This is a genomic window from Desulfosediminicola sp. (genome assembly GCF_048381775.1).
Lineage (GTDB): Bacteria > Desulfobacterota > Desulfobulbia > Desulfobulbales > Desulfocapsaceae > Desulfopila > Desulfopila ganghwensis.
On record NZ_JBLXGE010000020.1, the window covers coordinates 1 to 17806 of the forward strand.

A 17806-nucleotide genomic window follows, 5' to 3' on the forward strand; every position below is an offset into this window, starting at 1 on the left:
GGTAAACCCGCCTCGCATATCCCAAGCAGCAATAACTGCGGCGCCTGTCACAGCACCAGTCGCTGGGTGCCAGCCAATGTTGATCATTCGGCCGTAACGGGTGGTTGCGCCGGTTGCCATAACGGTAGCCAGGCTCCGGGCAAGCCAGCTTCGCATATCCCAAGCAGCAATAACTGCGGCGCCTGTCACAGCACCAGTCGCTGGGCTCCAGCTAACGTCGATCATTCGGCCGTAACGGGTGGTTGCGCCGGTTGCCATAACGGTAGCCAGGCCCCGGGTAAACCCGCCTCGCATATCCCAAGCAGCAATAACTGCGGCGCCTGTCACAGCACCAGTCGCTGGGTGCCAGCCAACGTCGATCATTCGGCTGTAACGGGGAGTTGTGCCAGTTGCCATAACGGTAGCCAGGCCCCGGGTAAACCCGCCTCGCACATCCCGAGCAGCAACAACTGCGGTGCCTGTCATAGCACGAGCCGCTGGGCTCCAGCCAACGTCGATCATTCGGCGGTACTGGGATCGTGTGCCAACTGCCATAACGGCAGTAGGGCGGTGGGCAAGCCTGCGGACCACATAAGCAGCAGCAATGGTTGCGATGCCTGTCACAGCACCAGTCGCTGGGTTCCAGCCAACGTCGATCATTCGGCGGTTTTGGGATCGTGTGCCAACTGCCATAACGGCAGTACGGCGGTGGGCAAGCCTGCGGACCACATAAGCAGCAGCAATACCTGTGATGCCTGTCACAGCACCAGCCGCTGGGTTCCAGCCAACGTCGATCATTCGGCGGTACTGGGATCGTGTGCCAACTGCCATAACGGCAGTACGGCGGTGGGCAAGCCTGCGAATCACATAAGCAGCAGCAATACCTGCGATGCCTGTCACAGCACCAGTCGCTGGGTTCCAGCCAACATCGATCATTCGGCGGTACTGGGATCGTGTGCCAACTGCCATAACGGCAGTAGGGCGGTGGGCAAGCCTGCGGACCACATAAGCAGCAGCAATACCTGCGATGCCTGTCACAGCACCAGTCGCTGGGTTCCAGCCAACGTCGATCATTCGGCGGTACTGGGATCGTGTGCCAACTGCCATAACGGCAGTACGGCGGTGGGCAAACCTGCGGATCACATAAGCAGCAGCAATGGTTGCGATGCCTGTCACAGCACCAGTCGCTGGGTTCCAGCCAACGTGGATCATTCGGAGGTACTGGGATCGTGTGCCAACTGCCATAACGGCAGTACTGCGGTGGGCAAGCCTGCGAATCACATAAGCAGCAGCAATGGTTGCGATGCCTGTCACAGCACCAGTCGCTGGGTTCCAGCTAACGTGGATCATTCGGAGGTACTGGGATCGTGTGCCAACTGCCATAACGGCAGTACTGCGGTGGGCAAGCCTGCGAATCACATAAGCAGCAGCAACAACTGCGATGCCTGTCATACAGTTCGCGGTTGGCAACCGGCAGTGGTCGAACACTCGGAGGTGATTGGGGCATGCGCAAGTTGCCATAATGGCACCACAGCCCAGGGAAAACCGTCAGGTCATTTGCGGAGTAGTGATGATTGTAGTGGGTGTCATACCACTAATGGGTGGATTCCCAGTGATGTTGATCACGATTATGTTCTCGGTTCATGCATTTCATGCCATACCGCAACTGGTCCCGGGGGGATGCCTGCTGATCATCCGGGTACAAACAATCAGTGTAGCAAATGTCATAAAATGTAATCACTTAGCAGAAAAATATTTCGAGGGAAAACAGTGATAACAACCAGAGAAAGGCTGATTGTGTGCGTTTTCATATTCTTCTGGGCCGTGGTATTTTCAGTGAAAAGTTCACTGGCGAAAGAGTCTGTCATTGATGATGTCAGGATCAGCAGGGAGGCAGGTAATCTTGTTATTCACATACATTTGACCTTTCCAATGAGATATGTGAGTACCACTCCCATTTCTGAAGGAGATGAAATTTTTATTCGCCTCGCTCCTGTTTCCAGCGCAACTATTGCAGATTTTGTGAGCTTAAACAGCGAATCAAGGATCGTCCCTTTCAGGAATATCAGGGTTCAATATACCGGGACTAAGGGTGGTGGACCGTATTTGCAGGTATCTTTTCAAGATGAATCACGTTTCGAGGTAAGGCAGGGAAATGATTATCGTTCGGTTGAGGTCGTGTTGCTAAAGCGCACTGCCCGTCATGATCCAGTGAATCATTATGATATACCACTGAATGAGGCACAAGAAATATTGCTCACAGCAGTGGAAAGCGAGAATAAAGGCGAGTTGGGGAAAGCCATTCAACTCTATACAAAGCTGACTGAGAGGGCAACTGATCCTGGCATTAGGGAGGATGCACAGGAGCATCTCGCTGATGCGCGTTTCAACAATAAACAGTATGCCCATGCCAAAGCGGAGTATCAACGGTATCTTCAGCTCTATCCTGAAGGGGATAATAGAGAAGGGGTGCAAAGAAAACTCAATGTGATCCTGGATGGTCGGCATGATCAAGGTCTGTATGCTGCTAGCCTGGCTGAGCACTGGAGTAATCAGTTCTATGGAGAAATGTCCCAATTTCTGGAACAGGAAGGATACAAATTTGAAGATGAAGATTTTGAACATGATGTATCCCTTGTGACCACTGATGCTAATCTTAGATATCTTGCCGAGAATCCGGTTTATGTGTTTAGGGGAGTGATCGATTCAGGCTATGAATTGACTTTGAACAATGATGGGGAGGACCGGGGAAGAGTCAGTTCGTTGTATTTGGAAGGAGAGGCCAAAACGGGATATGGCAGGGCGAGAGTGGGGCGAAGTTATGCCAACAAGGGAGGTGTCTATGGGAGGTATGACGGTGGTGAGTTATCACTACCGATGGGGGCGGAATATACCTTGAATCTCATCGGTGGATTCCCTGTGATCTCCTCTTATGAAGAGATAGACACCGATACCATATTCTATGGGGTGAACCTGGATTACCAGCTTTGGGAGGGGAGGTGGGAGTTTAACACCTTTTACCTCTATCAGGAGGCCGATGGTGTAACAGATCGGGAAGGGGTAGGGGGAGAGACACGGTATATTGATCAGGTAAAGACATTTTTACTTCTAGCCGATTACGATCTGCATCACAGGGAATTGAGCCTGGCTCTCTTCACTGCAAACTTCAACTTCAACAAGGACACCACAGTCAGTGTTTCTGGAGAATACAGACAAAGTCCTTTTCTAACCACACGTAACGCATTGATTGGCCAGGATGTATACGGTCTCGATGAATTGCTTGTGCAATACAATGAGGAGGAGATCCTTCAGTTTGCGAAGGATCGGAGTGTCGACAGCACCTCAGCTCATCTGGGTCTCTACCATATCATAAACGATTCGTATCAGATAGGATTTGACGTGGCCTGGTCAAATCTCGGGGATTCAGAAACGTCTGGAGGTGTGGAGGGATTTGAAGGTACAGATGACGAGCTGTATTACCTTGTACAAGTCACCGGAGTAGGACTCCTTTTTGCCGATGACATCTGGACAGCAAAACTGAATTACAGCGATACAACCTACTGTGATGCCTATGCCTCTCAGCTGTACAGTCGATTCAGGATGGGTGACAAGCTGCTGTTTACTCCCGGATTAGACCTAAAATACCAAAAGTATAAGAAGGAAAATCCGGAGACGTTTGAGGTTGGACCCGAATTGCGGCTCGAATACAGGCTAACAAACAGAGTTACCCTGGAATTTGAAGGAGGCTATTGGTGGTTGTTCAGAAATGGTGATATTGATGAACAGAGTGACGAATATTACATCTATTTAGGGTATTACCTGAGTATTTAAATGATGGAAGGTGTACCGGGCGCCAAGCTCCCGGACAACGAGCTGTTTGTAATGTATTGTAAGATTTAAAGCTAAATTGAGCTTTGCCTCAACCATCCACACGTTTTTTCCACGAGAGTGATGCATTCCAAGTGCGTAATTTCGTACACTCACCAAACGCAGGCAGGAAGAACAACCGATCGTCATGGCTCCAGGGAAGGAGTTGGGTTACAGCGGTAGGGGTACAGCTGATTAATCTACCACTGAGAATTCATCTTCTTGGCTGTTATTCTGGCACTTCTGACCAGTTGAAGAAATAAAAAACCTTCTCGAGGCGTCTCTACATTGCAGGGTTGGTATTGGAGAATTATGAAAAGTTAGAAATGTCACATGGGGAGTCCCTCTCAATAAATATCAAAACGAGGGTAAAGTTGAAAGAATAACAAAGAAATAGAAGATATATGGATTGGGTAACCTGGATTAATGTGGGATGTGGCTGTTGCAAATCAATCGATCTGGTCCTCACATCCCAGTTGAAGCATTTTATTATAACTTGGTGAAAAAGTCCTATTCAGGTGTCTGTCAGTCGATGAACTATTCGTCTCATTAAAGAAGGCTAGATTTTGAAAATATTGTAAATTGTTCCGGGCGTAAATAAAGAGATAAGTGATGTGAATGTGATAAGTTAAATGTTGAAATACTACGTTGTAATGGCGAGTTGTTTAAAATTTTTTAAGAGATTGTTTTGACAAAATATTGCAGAAAAATATACCATTAAAGCATGAATTAATCGTCAATTAAACCGAGAAATATAGTTGGAAATAATTGCTTGAGCCAAATGTTTAATCACCACCATGTGGTAAAGTATGGCAAAGTCAACTCCGTCGTTGTGGCACTCCTATAGGTTGAAAAATACTGGGGAATAAATTGTCAGATTATTGGGTTTGAAGGATTGTTTTTTATATAAAGCAGTTATTCACCCTTGGTCTTTATTGTTAAAGAGTACGGTGATTGTCGGCATAATTGCTGGCTACGTACTTTGACTCCGGGAAATAGCATCTTCAAACTCTCATTTATGTTGGGTAATCAGATTGTACCTTACAACTATAAAAATAAAGGTGTGACAATCGCCACACCCTCCGGCGGTGTAATTGTTAAGGCCTAGTAATCGAATATGTATCCTAACGGCAAAAAGAGCACCAGACACCACACTGAAGCACCTTGCGTCAAGAAGATGGAACAGCTGACTGCCATTTACACCTACTGGAAGCTGCATGAAGCATGTGGCTGTAACACAGAGAAGCAGAACCCAACCGGACGGAGCCTGCCTGTCACTTTGATGCAGTGTGAGTGATTTTGGTAGTGCCTGCTGTCTCAGGTCTCATGGAAGATGTTTGGGAAAGCAGTGACAGAACGTTGGGCTAAAAAGATGGCCTGCACTTTATCGGCATGGGGTTAAATTATGGAAAAATAATGAATTTTGGAATGCTTTCGAGTGGTGGACCTGGCCTATGGGAAATACTTCAGGTGCTGTAACCCTTGTCATATGGTGCTTTATACACGTCAAAATAATAATCTAATTTCATTGACGTATAATTTGCGGCAACGTTACAGCGAACAAATTTCAGGAATTTATAATTTTGACATATTTATATTAATCATTTGACCAGTAGTCTGATAATTCTATCGTGCGAGAATATGCGAATGAAGGAACTGTACTAAACACATAATAGCATGATGAATAGAGGTCATGCTCGTTTTCGTATTTTGAAAAGGTTTTTGGGACAAACATATCAATGTTATTGTCAGAGGCCAGATCGCGACTGATATTCTCTTAAATATGGCTTGAGAATGAGTATGTTAAAGTTCCTTTAATAAGGCCACCGGGGGGATGGAAGTCTCCGGTGGCCAGTGTAAAAAATGCTATGAGTTTAAATATGAAGGTTTGCAAAGTTTTAATTTGATAAAAATTGTCTGATGGCGGGGGGGAATAACCATGAAGCAATCTTTTTTGAAAAAGCGTGCCCATGTTAATATCATTCTGTTCAATGCCGTATTGGTTCTGCCGGGTGTGCTATTTTTGGCAGTGCCGAGCAATTCTGAAGCAGAGATTGTAACACACTCTGTAAAACATGTATTCTCCATGGATAACGTACAAGGCGGTTTTGGAGGATCTACATATTTGCAGGACCCCACGATCATATGTGGAATTACCAATAGCTGTCCATCAGAGGCACAGCCATTTGAAGATTCGGGAACAACGCTCTATCCTGTCGATAGTGAATTCGGCTATTATTACGCTGACTTTGTTGGTGGGGCACAAAAAGAAAGAGATGATGATTACGCCGAAGGCTGGGTTGGGGACGTTGTCTCGAATGGAGAGGTTGTAGGGCTGATGGTATCAAATGCAAAAACTGACACGTTTAAGGTTAAAGCGCAGTTTGGCACCTGGTGTGCAGGCCTTGGGGGTAACATGATAAAATGTTCAACTGAACATTTTACCGTACTTGAGCACATAAAATCGTGCTACGAAACGATACCGTATAAATATGCAGATCCCGAGACCGGTGAGCAAAGTCCACTCTATAATCCGGCGACCGGTGAACCTATGCTTGATGGTTCCACCTGTGAAGAAGGTGTGCTGGATAATAACTTATATCTGGTAGAAGAGGGCATTATCACAACAACACCGCTTACCATGGGAGATGACGGCTATCCCGACCTGATACCGAACGAGTCTGATGTTCGTAAAGATATTGCGGTAAGCAGAGATTACTCCATCACTAAAAAAGATGATGGCAAGCCACTTTATCGTTTCGGTAGCATGGTTAAACGGCCGAATGATATACGGTTGTATGCACGCCTGCAATTGCCTCAGGAGTGGAAAGACAATCCAAATACCAATTACCAGGTGATCCGGGCTGAATTGCATATTGAACACCTGATAACAAACAATCCAAACGATCAGGTACGGCCGGAAGATATGGAAAATGAAGGTGCAACCGGTCGAATGCCTGGATACGAACTCGCTGGTGATCGATGGATTTCAACCAGGGACTGTTATGAGGGCGATGGCGATTTTATCGGTCAAGGTACAGTTTTCAAAAATCCGGCCTTTGCTGCCAAACTTGGTGAAAAGGAAACCGATCCGGTACCATATTCAGAGGATTTGCTCGAAGGTTTTACCAATGCCTGGTACACAACCACCGATCGTGATCCATTTGGGGATTATTTTGTTGATGGCAATTATGTAAGCGGCCCGCGCTGGCGTTTGAAGGCAAATAAATTTGGTCAGGACCTTCCAGGCCTTGAAATGCCTTCTATTGATTGCCTCCCAACCCCTTATACATCACAATACGTTAAGTATAAAGTAGGTGATACAACGACGACAGTACTCGATTTGCTTGACTTTGAAGGTGAGAATTCACCGCTACTCTGGAGTCAGGGATGGACAAGTCCTAACGGTGTCAATGAGTTGGCCTATAATGATGATGGGAGTGTGAAAACAGACGCTGATGGCAATCAACTTACTGTTAACGGCCTGCCTTTGACTGAAGATTTCGACCTTGCAGTGTATATAAAAGGTGATCGAAAGCCCACGGCAATCTACAACGCCACTCTATTTATTGAGTATGAGGGGGAAGGGCCCGGTACTGAACCACCGGCAGGGGAGGAGGAATATGATCTGGCCCTGGATAGTTTCAAGGTACCAAGAAGAGCCCTTGGGGGGACTACTAAAAATTTATCAGTTTACATAACGAATAATGGGCCTGATGTAGCCGAGGGAACTCTCGTGCTGGAGGCGAACCTGACCAGCCTTGACACAATTGATGAGACAATATCCAGGACAATTGCGCCGATTGCACCAGGCGAAACTGTTAAAATTAAAGTGCCTTGGGAGGTACCATTTTATGACAATGAATCTATTAGCTGGACTGCTACCATTAATGCAGAGGGCGATATAAATACGACAAATAATAGTGGTACAGGCACGTCTCTCGTACGGATGCCTTAGTAGTTGGTCCGCGGAATCGCTTTCTTCATTGAAAACTCCAACAAGTCGGATCAGCTTTATCCAGAACTTCTCATGACCTTTTTAAATTGAATCTCAAATGGTTGCTACACTGAACTGTTTGAATTGTTATAAAATCAGAGCGCTTTTCGTTTCAAGTCAAAAAAGGTCACCCTGCGGGTGAAGAGATTTTCCGCAGAGCCTTCGTTATAGGCCATGAGTGGTAACTCTCTACAGCTCCACGGCCTGGGCTTCTATCTGCGAAAGACTTTCTTGATGAGAAATTCGGGTTAGAGGTGGTTCGGCTTGTACGTTTGAGCAACCACAAAGAGGCTGATAAATGTTGCGACTCAGATATCTAGCTTTAGTGCTCAGTATCTTACTCTGTAACGTACCTTACGTTGAATGTTCTGCAAGCGATTCTGCTGGATGGGATAAGCAACCATTGAAGCAATACCGTGCTGCACCGGAGAGGCTGCGTCAGAATGATGCCGAGCGGGAATATTCGCAATTTTTTCTCGCAGCGAGCCGTGGTGAGAGTAAGCAGCTGAAAAATATGCTTGCAGAGGGGCAGAATGTCCATGCCAGAAATAGCTTCAGGCAAACGGCTCTTATGCTTGCAGCCAAATATGATAATAAGGAGTGCCTGCTTTTGTTGTTAGCCAAAGGCGCTGACCCTGACGCACAGGATGAAGATGGGAGAACAGCACTTATCTTCGCATCCCAGCACGGAAACGCAGAAATAGCAGAATTACTGATCAACCGAGGAGCAGATCTTGGTCTGAAGGATAGCCTTGGACGCAATGCGCCATTCTGGGCAGCCAGCAGGGGGCAGGAGGAGGTCCTGAGAGTTTTGCTTGAGCACGATTTTGCAGTTAATGAGGTAGACGATTCGGGTTTAACACCTCTGCTGATTTCTTTAGGAAGCGGTGACAGCAAGACAATCAAGCTACTCATAGACAACCATGCAGATATTAGGAAAAAATTACCTCAAAGCGGTGACACAGTAGTTCTTTTAGCAACGAAGTTTGGTTATGACGATATTGTCAGGCTCTTAGTGGGAATGAATGTAGACATTAATGAAGGTAATGCAGGAAATGTGACTCCTTTGATGGCAGCTACAGCGCTGGGCCATATCGAAATGGTAACGTTTCTGATGAAACATGGTGCGAAGATAAACCAGCAGAGTACAACCGGATGGTCTGCTCTCACCTATGCGGTTGGCAACGAACATTATGAGCTCATAAAATTATTGATACAAGGCGGGGCTGAAGTTGATATGGCTGACTCGCAAGGGATAACACCACTGATCCTTGCCGCGTTACGAGGAGATTTTCGCTCAGTCAGCATTTTGCTTCAACGTGGAGCAGACATTGATAAAATGGATGCCACTGGCTTTACCGCCCTTATGGCTGCAGCCTCCAAAGGCCATAATGACATAGTAGTTCATCTACTGAAAAATAAGGCTCAGAAGGAAATGACGGATAGAAAGGGGCGGTCGGCAATAGACTGGGCAATGAAGAGTAATCACAGCAATACAGCCATGATCATCAGAAGGTACAGATAAAATAGATGGACACGAGAGAATTGAGCAGGACATCTGCGCATTAACTGCAGTTCTGCATGTGAAAAGCTCATTTCAAGTTATGGGGCAACGCGACTAATACTATACTTCCAGGCCCACTCGCAATCCTTCGGCGGTCATCCTCGGGTATGTCCTGAGGTGTAAGGGAAATCTGCTCTCAACCATACACTGATCTGATGAACCATAAGCAGAGTCGTATTCGAAACTGCTGACAACCTGAATTGAGAATGAAGGAACCATCCCCTTTCTTTAGTGTAGACCCATCTTTGATTGCACTAACGTGTTTACAGTTCGGATGTGACTGAGAGTTGAAATCGAGAATATACAAAAAAAGGGTTCAGCCAATAGTGGCTGAACCCTTTGCAATTCGTGGTCGGGATGATAGGATTTGAACCTACGACCCCCTGTCCCCCAGACAGATGCGCTACCAGGCTGCGCTACATCCCGACCTGTGATGCTTATGTACCATTAGTTGATTTTAGTGTCAACAAAAGCTGAACAAAACCTTAATGGATTATCTATTTTTATCGATGAACTGCTGCAGCTGGTGCAATTCACTTTTAATAGAGTCAAGAACCTCGTTGATTTCTGAAACCTTTGTAGGGTCTTGAGCATGTTGTTGCTGAACAGCCAGGCTTTCAGTAATCTCCTGGTTGCTCTCGATGAGTTGCCTGGCCCCAGCTATTGTGTAGCGGTGATCATGGAGCAACATTTTAATAGTCAGTATGAGTTCCACGTCCTCCCTGCTATACAACCTCTGTTTGGAGTTTGCACGTTTAGGAGTGATTTCTTTAAATTCGGTCTCCCAATATCGAAGAACGTGGGTTGGCACTTTGGCCAGCTTCGAAACTTCGCCAATTTTAAAGTAGAGCTTGTCTGGGATGTTGAATTTCATAGAACCAGCGAACTCCTTATTGGCGAGCGACTGAGATCTAGACGTTAATCTGCTCTCTCAGCTTCTTGCTCGGTCTGAAGCTAACGGTCTGCCTCTTCTTAATCGTGATAGACTCACCGGTACGCGGGTTGCGTCCCCGACGTGGAGCCTTGTCACGAACTGTAAAAGTGCCGAAGTGAACCAGTTTAATGGTTTCGCCTGTCAGCAGAGCATCTTTCATAGTATCGAGAAAGCTGTCTACTATTTCAGCACAGCTGCTCTGTGGATAGCCGAGCTGATTAGCAATCGCCTCGGCCAGGTCTTTACGTGTTAAATTACTGCTGTTCATATATCCTCATGCATCTCGAAAACTGCCACCGAAAGTATCGGTAAGCAACTTTACAACTTTTCCGTGGGCTTTTTCCACATTTTTCTCAGTAAGTGTCTTGGTTGCCGATCGGTAGGTAATGGAAACCGCCACACTTTTAAATCCTTTCTCGATCTTGTCGCCCTGAAAAACATCAAAAATTTCAGCTGACTCGATCAGTTTCTCTCTGGTTTCGTGTACCTTCGCGAGTAACTCACCGGCGGAAACGGTAACCGGAACCACAAGCGCAATGTCACGCTTGACGGACGGGTAGACCGGCAGTGGGTTGAATTCGCGAGGTGAACTCTGAAGTTCACAGATGCTGTCGAAATTCAATTCGAAGTAATACACATCGTGTTTGATTCCGAAGCTGCGAAGAACATCAGGCAGAACCTTTCCAATGGAACCAAGCAGAGTTCCACCAGCAAAAACCAGAAGAGCATAGTCCGAGTCGCAAAATTTTTCCACCCCTTCTTCAACAGGATGGACAAATTCTATAGGAAAATTTTTATTGTCGGTTAAACGCATCTCTTCAAGCAGATACTCGACAGCACCTTTAGCATCAAGAATATCAACGTTTTCGGCTGGAAAGTGAAGCGGAGAAGACTCCCCATTTCTATTGCCGCTGATCGTACCGGCAATATGACTTGTCTCGACAGGTTGAGCGTTTTTCTCGGTTGGCTGGAAGACTTTGCCGATCTCAAACAGTTTTACCGCAGTTTTCTGGAAGCTGATGTTCCGTCGAACATTCTCAAGGAGCCCTGGCAAGAGCATGGAACGCATAACAGCCTGATCTTCAGTGAGCGGATTAAGCAGGCGCACATATTGACGTCGTACATCATCTTCTGCCAGCATCAGCATGTCGCTGTGCTTCTCGGTGGTGAAACTGTAGTTGATCGCTTCGCTGAAACCGATTGACAGCAGCATGTTGGTTGCGTCTGCGCGTTTAAAGCGTTTTTCGTCCTGCTCAGGGTAGCTGAGAGACGCTTGAGGCAGGGTAGTCGGGATATTGTTGTAGCCGTAAAGGCGGGCAACTTCCTCGACCAGATCTGCTTCCCGCTCGATATCAACACGAAAAGTAGGGCAAAGTACCCAGATGGTATCGTCATCTTTCGGTTTGCATTGAAAACCGATGGACTCGAGCAGATCAGCAATTTTCCCGTAATCGAGTTCTATACCGAGAAGCTGCGCAGTTCTGGATATTTTCAGGGTCTGGGAGTTCAGCGGCTTTCGACCGCCAAATACGTCGACTCCGGACTCTTCTGCAACTCCTCCCGCGAGTTCAACGAGCAGATCGGTGGCGCGGTTCAGGGCGTTGATTGTGCCACCCGGATCTACACCACGCTCAAAACGATATGATGCATCAGTGGAAAGATTTACCTTACGAGCGGTTTTACGGATTGATACCGCATTGAAGCAGGCACTTTCGAGCAGGACGTTGACGGTCTGATCGGAAACTTCTGAGTTGAGCCCGCCCATAACACCGGCGAGTGCCACAGGTCTGTCACCGTCGCAAATCAGCAGTGTGTCCTGATCAATTTTTCTTTCGGTGTTATCCAGGGTGGTAAAGGTCTCTTCACCTTTTCGGGGAGTACGGACCATGATTTTCCCACCGGCAAGCCTGTCAAAATCAAAGGCATGCAATGGCTGGCCATATTCCATCATCACAAAGTTGGTTATATCAACCACATTGTTGATCGGACGCAGGCCAACGGCGAGGAGCCGTTTACGGAGCCACCATGGGGATGGGCCGATTTTTACACCCTTAATAAGACGTGCGGCATAGCGGGGACACAGTTCCGTGGATTCAACATCAACACTGAATTCCCTGCTGGTGCTATCGACCTTGGCATCTGCAACTGGCAGTTCGAGCGGCTTGCGGACAATACCAGCAACTTCGCGGGCCACACCGATGACAGAGGCACAGTCAGGGCGGTTCGGAGTCAGGTCTACTTCGATCATGGTGTCGGCAAGACCCATGGCCTCAACAAAAGACTCTCCGTGGGCAACATCTTCGGGCAATTCCATGATGCCGTTGTGATCCTCACTCAAGCCAAGCTCACGCTCAGAGCAGATCATACCGGCAGAGGCAACACCACGAACCTTGGCCTTTTTAATTTTAAAATTGCCAGGCAGGGTGACACCGGGCAGGGCAACAACAACGTTAAGCCCGGCGCGTGCATTGGGCGCACCACAGACAATCTGGTGAACCTCATCTCCGATTTGTACTTCACAAACCTGAAGCTTGTCTGCATCCGGGTGTTTTTCCGCAGTCAGGATATGGCCGGTCTTCAGTGGAGCGAGATCCTGGTAGAGCTGCTCTACAGAATCAACCTCTAGACCGAGCATGGTGAGGTGATCGGCGAGCTGTTCATTAGACAGCTCGTCTGTATCTACATAATTTTGCAACCAGTCACGAGTGAACTTCATAGCGGTATAGTCGTATTATAGGAGCGATTAGAACTGGGAAAGAAAACGGAGATCGTTCTCGTAGAAAAGCCTGATGTCGTCGATACCATATTTGAGCATAGCGATACGCTCGATACCGAGTCCGAAGGCAAATCCGCTGTAGACCTCTGGATCGTAACCGACCATCTTGAAAACTTCCGGATCTATCATGCCGGAGCCGAGGATTTCGAGCCAGCCGGTTTTCTTACAGACACGGCAGCCCTTACCTTCACAAATAACACAGGCTATATCCACTTCAGCGCTGGGTTCGGTAAAAGGGAAAAAGCTGGGGCGGAATCTGAGTGCCAGTTTTTTGCCGAACATCTTTTCAGTGAAAACGGTGAGCACACCCTTGAGGTCAGCAAAGGAGACATTTTTGTCTACCAGGAAGCCCTCGAGTTGATGGAACATCGGGGTGTGGGTAATATCGGAATCACAGCGGTAGACCTTGCCAGGAGCGATAACGCGCAGAGGCGGCTCCTGAACCTCCATAATGCGTGCCTGCATAGGAGAGGTGTGGGTGCGCAGAAGGATAGAGTCACTGACATAAAAGGTGTCGTGCATATCCCGGGCAGGGTGATGTGCTGGAATATTGAGTGCTTCGAAATTGTAATAATCCTGTTCTACGTCCGGGCCTTCAGCGACTGAAAAACCAAGGTTTTCGAAAATAGCGCAAGCTTCAGTCATTACCCTGGTAACCGGGTGGAGCCGGCCAGTCTGTGGTCTGCGACCTGGAAGGGTGAGATCTGGTTTAGTTAAATCCGCGCTGCTGAGAGACGCACCCTGGAGGGTCGTTTTTTTCTTTTCGAAAAGCTCTTCAAGATCGGATTTAAAAGAGTTGGCAAGCTGGCCGAGGCGTGGTCTGTCTTCCTTGGGCACTGTGCCAAGCTGGCGCATGATTGAGGTGAACTGACCTTTGCGGCCAAGATAGTGAATGCGAAATTCTTCGAGTTGAGAGGTTTCGGATAACGCTTCGAGACGTGCTTTGGCTTCATCAGCCAGGCTTTGGAGTTCCTGTTCCATAATAAACGAGAAAGTCTAGTGCTCAAGGAAACAGCATGCCGGTCAATGGTGTAAAACCATTACCGGCATGCATAGAAAATAAAGCGTGTGTGGAGAAAGGGTTACGCGTTCGCTTCTTTGGCTACCTGAACAACCTTAGCGAAAGCGTTGGCATCGAGAATTGCCATATTTGCGAGAACCTTTCTGTCCAACTCGACCCCGGCCTTTTTAAGGCCGCCCATAAGTTGGCTGTAGCTCATATCGTTCATACGTGCACCGGCATTGATACGTGCGATCCAGAGACGACGAAAATCTCTCTTCTTGGTGCGTCTGTCACGATATGCATAGCTGAGAGCGCGATCAACAGCTTCAGTGGCGGTGCGATAAAGGCGGGAACGTCCACCTCTAAAACCTTTTGCAAGTTTGAGAACTCTATTTCTTCTTCTACGTGCCTTAAAACCTCGAGTAACGCGTGGCATTATATAACTCCTTATTCTCGGACTTCTCTCGTGCCGAGTTACGATTTAGTGAGCTGGACTGTCTGCTTTAAGACAGACCGTTTTCGCACACCGGATTATTACATGTATGGAAGAATCCGCAGGATGGACTTGTGATCCGCAGCAGAAACTGTTTCGATCTGTCTCAGACCGCGCTTACGTTTTGTGGACTTCTTGGTCAGGATGTGGCTGGTATAAGCTTTGCCACGCTTGATCTTTCCTGATCCGGTCTTTTTGAAACGCTTCGCAGCGCCTCTGTTTGTTTTCATTTTTGGCATGATATTACTCCTTTGCGCTCGGTATACGTTGCTTTAGGAATGGCCGGCGCATTCAGAGGAAAAGCGAATACGTAAACCGTTCTCTAGCGTTTTTCAATTGACACAATGGTGAGTTCCAACGGGATGGGACGAAACTCAAAAAAAATATCGATTACTTGGGCCCGACAAACATTACCAACTGACGGCCTTCCATTTTGGGAGGCTGCAGGATGATAGCGTCTTCCTGAAGGGCTTCGGCAATTTTGTTCATCGCTTCGAGACCAATGGATTGTGAATAAACAATCTCACGACCTCTGAAACGCATAGTAATCTTGACCTTGTTTTTCTGCCCGAGAAATTTTTTAATATTCTTGATCTTAAAATTCAGATCGTGTTCTTCAGTTTTCGGGCGGAATTTTATTTCCTTGGTCTCGACAATAGACTGCTTTTTCTTTGCTTCCTGCGTCTTTTTCTTCTGCTCGTAGCGGAACTTGTCATAGTTCATGATACGGCACACAGGCGGATCAGCATTAGCAGAAACTTCTACCAGATCAAGCCCTTCGCCATATGCTTTCTCTTTGGCTTCATCAGTGGAAACGACTCCCAGCTGGGCTCCGTCACTGCCTATGAGTCTGACGTTCGGGTGACGAATATTGTCGTTGATAACCGCCTTAACTTCACGTTGTGCCGGTGCGTGCCTTCCTCTTCTGTTAATAACTGTACCTCCTCGATCTACGAGCTTGAAAAATCTTGATTATACCAGTTTGGCAAAAAAAACGATTGATAATAGCGTATTTTTGTCATTCGGTACACGATAAAATATATCTTTTTTAAATAAAATCAGATTCCGCGACCTTCGGCAACCTCTGTCGCCACCTTCTGGGCAAATTCAGAGATCGGCATAGCCGGAAGATTTTTACCATCACGCAGTCTCACTGTGACTGTACCATCTTCTTTCTCTTTGTCACCGACTATAAGCATGTACGGAATTTTAGCGAGTTGTGCTTCCCTGATTTTATAGTTCAATTTTTCATTGCGCAAATCTTTTTCAATTCTGACACCGGCTTTTCTGAGCTGCTTATAAACCTCTTCGCAGTAGTCGGCCTGATCATCAGTAATGTTCAGAATTCGCGCTTGAACAGGTGCAAACCAGAGAGGAAACACACCTGCGTAATGCTCGATGAGTACACCGATAAAGCGCTCAAGAGAGCCCATGAGTGCGCGGTGAATCATGATCGGCTGATGTTCGGCGTTATCTGCGCCGACATAGGTCATCTTGAACCGTTCCGGCAGGTTGAAGTCAACCTGAATGGTGGAGCACTGCCATGAGCGACCAAGCTGATCCTTGATCTTTATATCAATTTTCGGCCCGTAAAATACACCTTCACCAGGATCGACCTCGTAACTGAGACCTTTCTTTTCAAGGGCAAGTTTTAAGGCGGTGGTAGCAGCATCCCAGTTCTCGTCGGTACCGACGGATTTCTCCGGACGGGTGGAGAGGTAGATGTCGTAATCTGCAAAACCGAAATTTTTCAGAATATGCAGATTTAGCTCAAGGATGTTGAAAATTTCGTCCTCAAGTTGATCAGGGCGGCAGAATATGTGAGCATCATCCTGGGTGAAACCACGAACCCGAAGCAGGCCGTGCAGGGCACCGGCACGCTCATAGCGGTAAACTGTACCAAGCTCACACCAGCGGATCGGGAACTCACGGTAGCTGCGCTTGTTGCTCTGGTACACACCGACATGGAATGGACAGTTCATCGGCTTGAGCTGGTAGCTCACCTCGTCGATGTCCATGGCAGAGTACATATTCTCACCGTAGAAATCGAGATGTCCGGATGTCTTCCAGAGATCCTGGCGGGCGATGTGCGGGGTATAGAGCAGCTCGTAATCGTGCTGATAATGCTCATCCTTCCAGTAATCCTCTATCAGACGTCTGAGCTGTGCACCCTTTGGCTGCCAGAGAATAAGGCCCGGGCCGATCTGGTCTTCAGTGGTGAACAGCTGGAGGTCTTTACCAACTCGACGATGGTCGCGTTTCTTGGCTTCTTCGAGAGCGTTCAGGTGTTTTTTGAGTGCCTTGGCATCGTAGAAGGCGGTGCCGTAAATTCTCTGCAGCACATCGTTCTTCTCGTCACCACGCCAGTATGCACCGGCAACGCGGAGAAGCTTGAACGCTTTGATGAATGAAGTGTTCGGTACATGTGGTCCGCGACAGAGATCTTTGAAGCCGCCGACAGTATACAGGCTTATGCTTTCACTACCAAGATCACGGATCAGTTCAACTTTATATTTTTCGCCTTCAGCTTCAAATTTGGCGATGGCCTCTTCGGCGCTCACTTCCACACGCTCAAACGGAAGATTCTGGTTGGCGATCTCAGTCATGCGTGCTTCGATCTTGTCGAAGTCTTCAGGGCTGAAACCCTCGCTGTACTGAAAATCGTAATAGAAACCGTTGTCGATGGAAGGACCGATGGCGACTTTGACGTCATCTCCAAAAAGGTCGCGGACAGCGTGGGCCATAATGTGCGCGGTGGAGTGGCGCAGTACCTCAAGGCCCTCATCCGTTCCGGTCTGGACGAGCGTGAGAAGAGTATCCTCAGTCAGTGGAGTGCTGAGATCGACAACGCCTTCGCCGGTGTTCACCGCGAGAGTTTTTTTGCGTTGCTTATTAGACAGGAGTTGTGAGAGTGCGTCCTGAACGGTTGTGCCCGCAGGAACAGAGATAGATTCACCGTCTTTGATTGAAACAGCGATGTCTGACATTGTTTTCCCTTCCCGTATAAAAAAGAAAGGCTAAAGAACAACGACAATCTGGGAAGGTCGTTCTACTTTAGCCTTTTATTTGGTAGGCGCGGAGGGGATTGAACCCACGACATCCACCACGTCAAGGTGGCGCTCTCCCACTGAGCTACGCGCCTGCGTATCCATTTTGTTGGGTGGTTCAATGCTACCCCTATCGCTATGGGGTG

12 protein-coding genes and 2 tRNA genes are annotated in these 17806 nt (G+C 47.6%); 3 read left to right on the plus strand and 11 right to left on the minus strand.

Features of this window, described 5'->3' with window-relative positions; all coding sequences use genetic code 11:
• The coding region (locus ACN5NT_RS22605) for a hypothetical protein (protein ID WP_419176979.1) at positions 1–1431 on the minus strand (1431 nt) is incomplete at its 3' end.
• Positions 1432–1815: 384 nt separating this feature from the next.
• Here ACN5NT_RS22605 and ACN5NT_RS22610 point away from each other — a divergent pair.
• The 3 genes from ACN5NT_RS22610 (at position 1816) to ACN5NT_RS22620 (ending at position 9368) form a co-directional block, all read left to right on the plus strand.
• Positions 1816–3810 (plus strand): hypothetical protein, encoded by a 1995-nt coding sequence (locus ACN5NT_RS22610; protein WP_419176980.1) that lies wholly within the window; start codon positions 1816–1818, stop codon positions 3808–3810.
• Positions 3811–5785: 1975 nt separating this feature from the next.
• Positions 5786–7804, plus strand: coding sequence for a DUF11 domain-containing protein (locus tag ACN5NT_RS22615; RefSeq protein ID WP_136799123.1), 2019 nt, complete (start codon positions 5786–5788; stop codon positions 7802–7804).
• A 442-nt stretch (positions 7805–8246) separates the two neighbouring features.
• Positions 8247–9368, plus strand: coding sequence for an ankyrin repeat domain-containing protein (locus ACN5NT_RS22620; protein ID WP_167495866.1), 1122 nt, complete (start codon positions 8247–8249; stop codon positions 9366–9368).
• 388 nt (positions 9369–9756) lie between these two features.
• Here ACN5NT_RS22620 and ACN5NT_RS22625 read toward each other — a convergent pair.
• The 10 genes from ACN5NT_RS22625 to ACN5NT_RS22670 form a co-directional block, all read right to left on the minus strand.
• Positions 9757–9833: transfer RNA gene (locus ACN5NT_RS22625), tRNA-Pro, on the minus strand.
• A gap of 67 nt (positions 9834–9900) precedes the next feature.
• Entirely contained in the window at positions 9901–10281 is a 381-nt protein-coding gene (locus ACN5NT_RS22630) for a MerR family transcriptional regulator (protein WP_136799121.1), read from the minus strand.
• Positions 10282–10318: 37 nt separating this feature from the next.
• Positions 10319–10609 (minus strand): integration host factor subunit alpha, encoded by a 291-nt coding sequence (locus ACN5NT_RS22635; protein WP_136799120.1) that lies wholly within the window; start codon positions 10607–10609, stop codon positions 10319–10321.
• Between the two features lie 6 nt (positions 10610–10615).
• On the minus strand, positions 10616–13057 hold the full coding sequence (gene pheT / locus ACN5NT_RS22640) for a phenylalanine--tRNA ligase subunit beta (protein WP_136799119.1): 2442 nt from the start codon (positions 13055–13057) through the stop codon (positions 10616–10618).
• A gap of 27 nt (positions 13058–13084) precedes the next feature.
• A complete protein-coding gene (pheS, locus tag ACN5NT_RS22645) occupies positions 13085–14098 on the minus strand; it encodes a phenylalanine--tRNA ligase subunit alpha (protein ID WP_136799118.1) in 1014 nt (337 codons plus the stop codon).
• 101 nt (positions 14099–14199) lie between these two features.
• Complete coding sequence (rplT, locus tag ACN5NT_RS22650; RefSeq protein ID WP_136799117.1) at positions 14200–14556, minus strand: 50S ribosomal protein L20; 357 nt, start codon at positions 14554–14556, stop codon at positions 14200–14202.
• Positions 14557–14654: 98 nt separating this feature from the next.
• Positions 14655–14852: a 50S ribosomal protein L35 gene (gene rpmI, locus ACN5NT_RS22655; protein WP_136799116.1), complete on the minus strand. Its 198-nt coding sequence runs from the start codon at positions 14850–14852 to the stop codon at positions 14655–14657.
• Positions 14853–15003: 151 nt separating this feature from the next.
• The gene (gene infC, locus ACN5NT_RS22660; protein ID WP_136799115.1) at positions 15004–15546 is read right to left on the minus strand and encodes a translation initiation factor IF-3; all 543 of its coding nucleotides are present in this window, start codon (positions 15544–15546) and stop codon (positions 15004–15006) included.
• 125 nt (positions 15547–15671) lie between these two features.
• Positions 15672–17600 carry a threonine--tRNA ligase gene (thrS, locus tag ACN5NT_RS22665; RefSeq protein ID WP_136799114.1) on the minus strand — a complete coding sequence of 643 codons (1929 nt, stop codon included), beginning with the start codon at positions 17598–17600 and terminating at the stop codon, positions 15672–15674.
• A gap of 80 nt (positions 17601–17680) precedes the next feature.
• Positions 17681–17755: transfer RNA gene (locus ACN5NT_RS22670), tRNA-Val, on the minus strand.
• Between the last annotated feature and the right edge of the window lie 51 nt (positions 17756–17806).

Excerpts from the sequence above, each read along its gene's own strand:
- ACN5NT_RS22615 (WP_136799123.1), top strand. The coding sequence starts at position 5,786 with ATGAAGCAATCTTTTTTGAAAAAGCGTGCCCATGTTAATATCATTCTG.
- ACN5NT_RS22630 (WP_136799121.1), bottom strand. The coding sequence starts at position 10,281 with ATGAAATTCAACATCCCAGACAAGCTCTACTTTAAAATTGGCGAAGTT.
- ACN5NT_RS22635 (WP_136799120.1), bottom strand. The coding sequence starts at position 10,609 with ATGAACAGCAGTAATTTAACACGTAAAGACCTGGCCGAGGCGATTGCT.
- pheT (WP_136799119.1), bottom strand. The coding sequence starts at position 13,057 with ATGAAGTTCACTCGTGACTGGTTGCAAAATTATGTAGATACAGACGAG.
- pheS (WP_136799118.1), bottom strand. The coding sequence starts at position 14,098 with ATGGAACAGGAACTCCAAAGCCTGGCTGATGAAGCCAAAGCACGTCTC.
- rplT (WP_136799117.1), bottom strand. The coding sequence starts at position 14,556 with ATGCCACGCGTTACTCGAGGTTTTAAGGCACGTAGAAGAAGAAATAGA.
- rpmI (WP_136799116.1), bottom strand. The coding sequence starts at position 14,852 with ATGCCAAAAATGAAAACAAACAGAGGCGCTGCGAAGCGTTTCAAAAAG.
- thrS (WP_136799114.1), bottom strand. The coding sequence starts at position 17,600 with ATGTCAGACATCGCTGTTTCAATCAAAGACGGTGAATCTATCTCTGTT.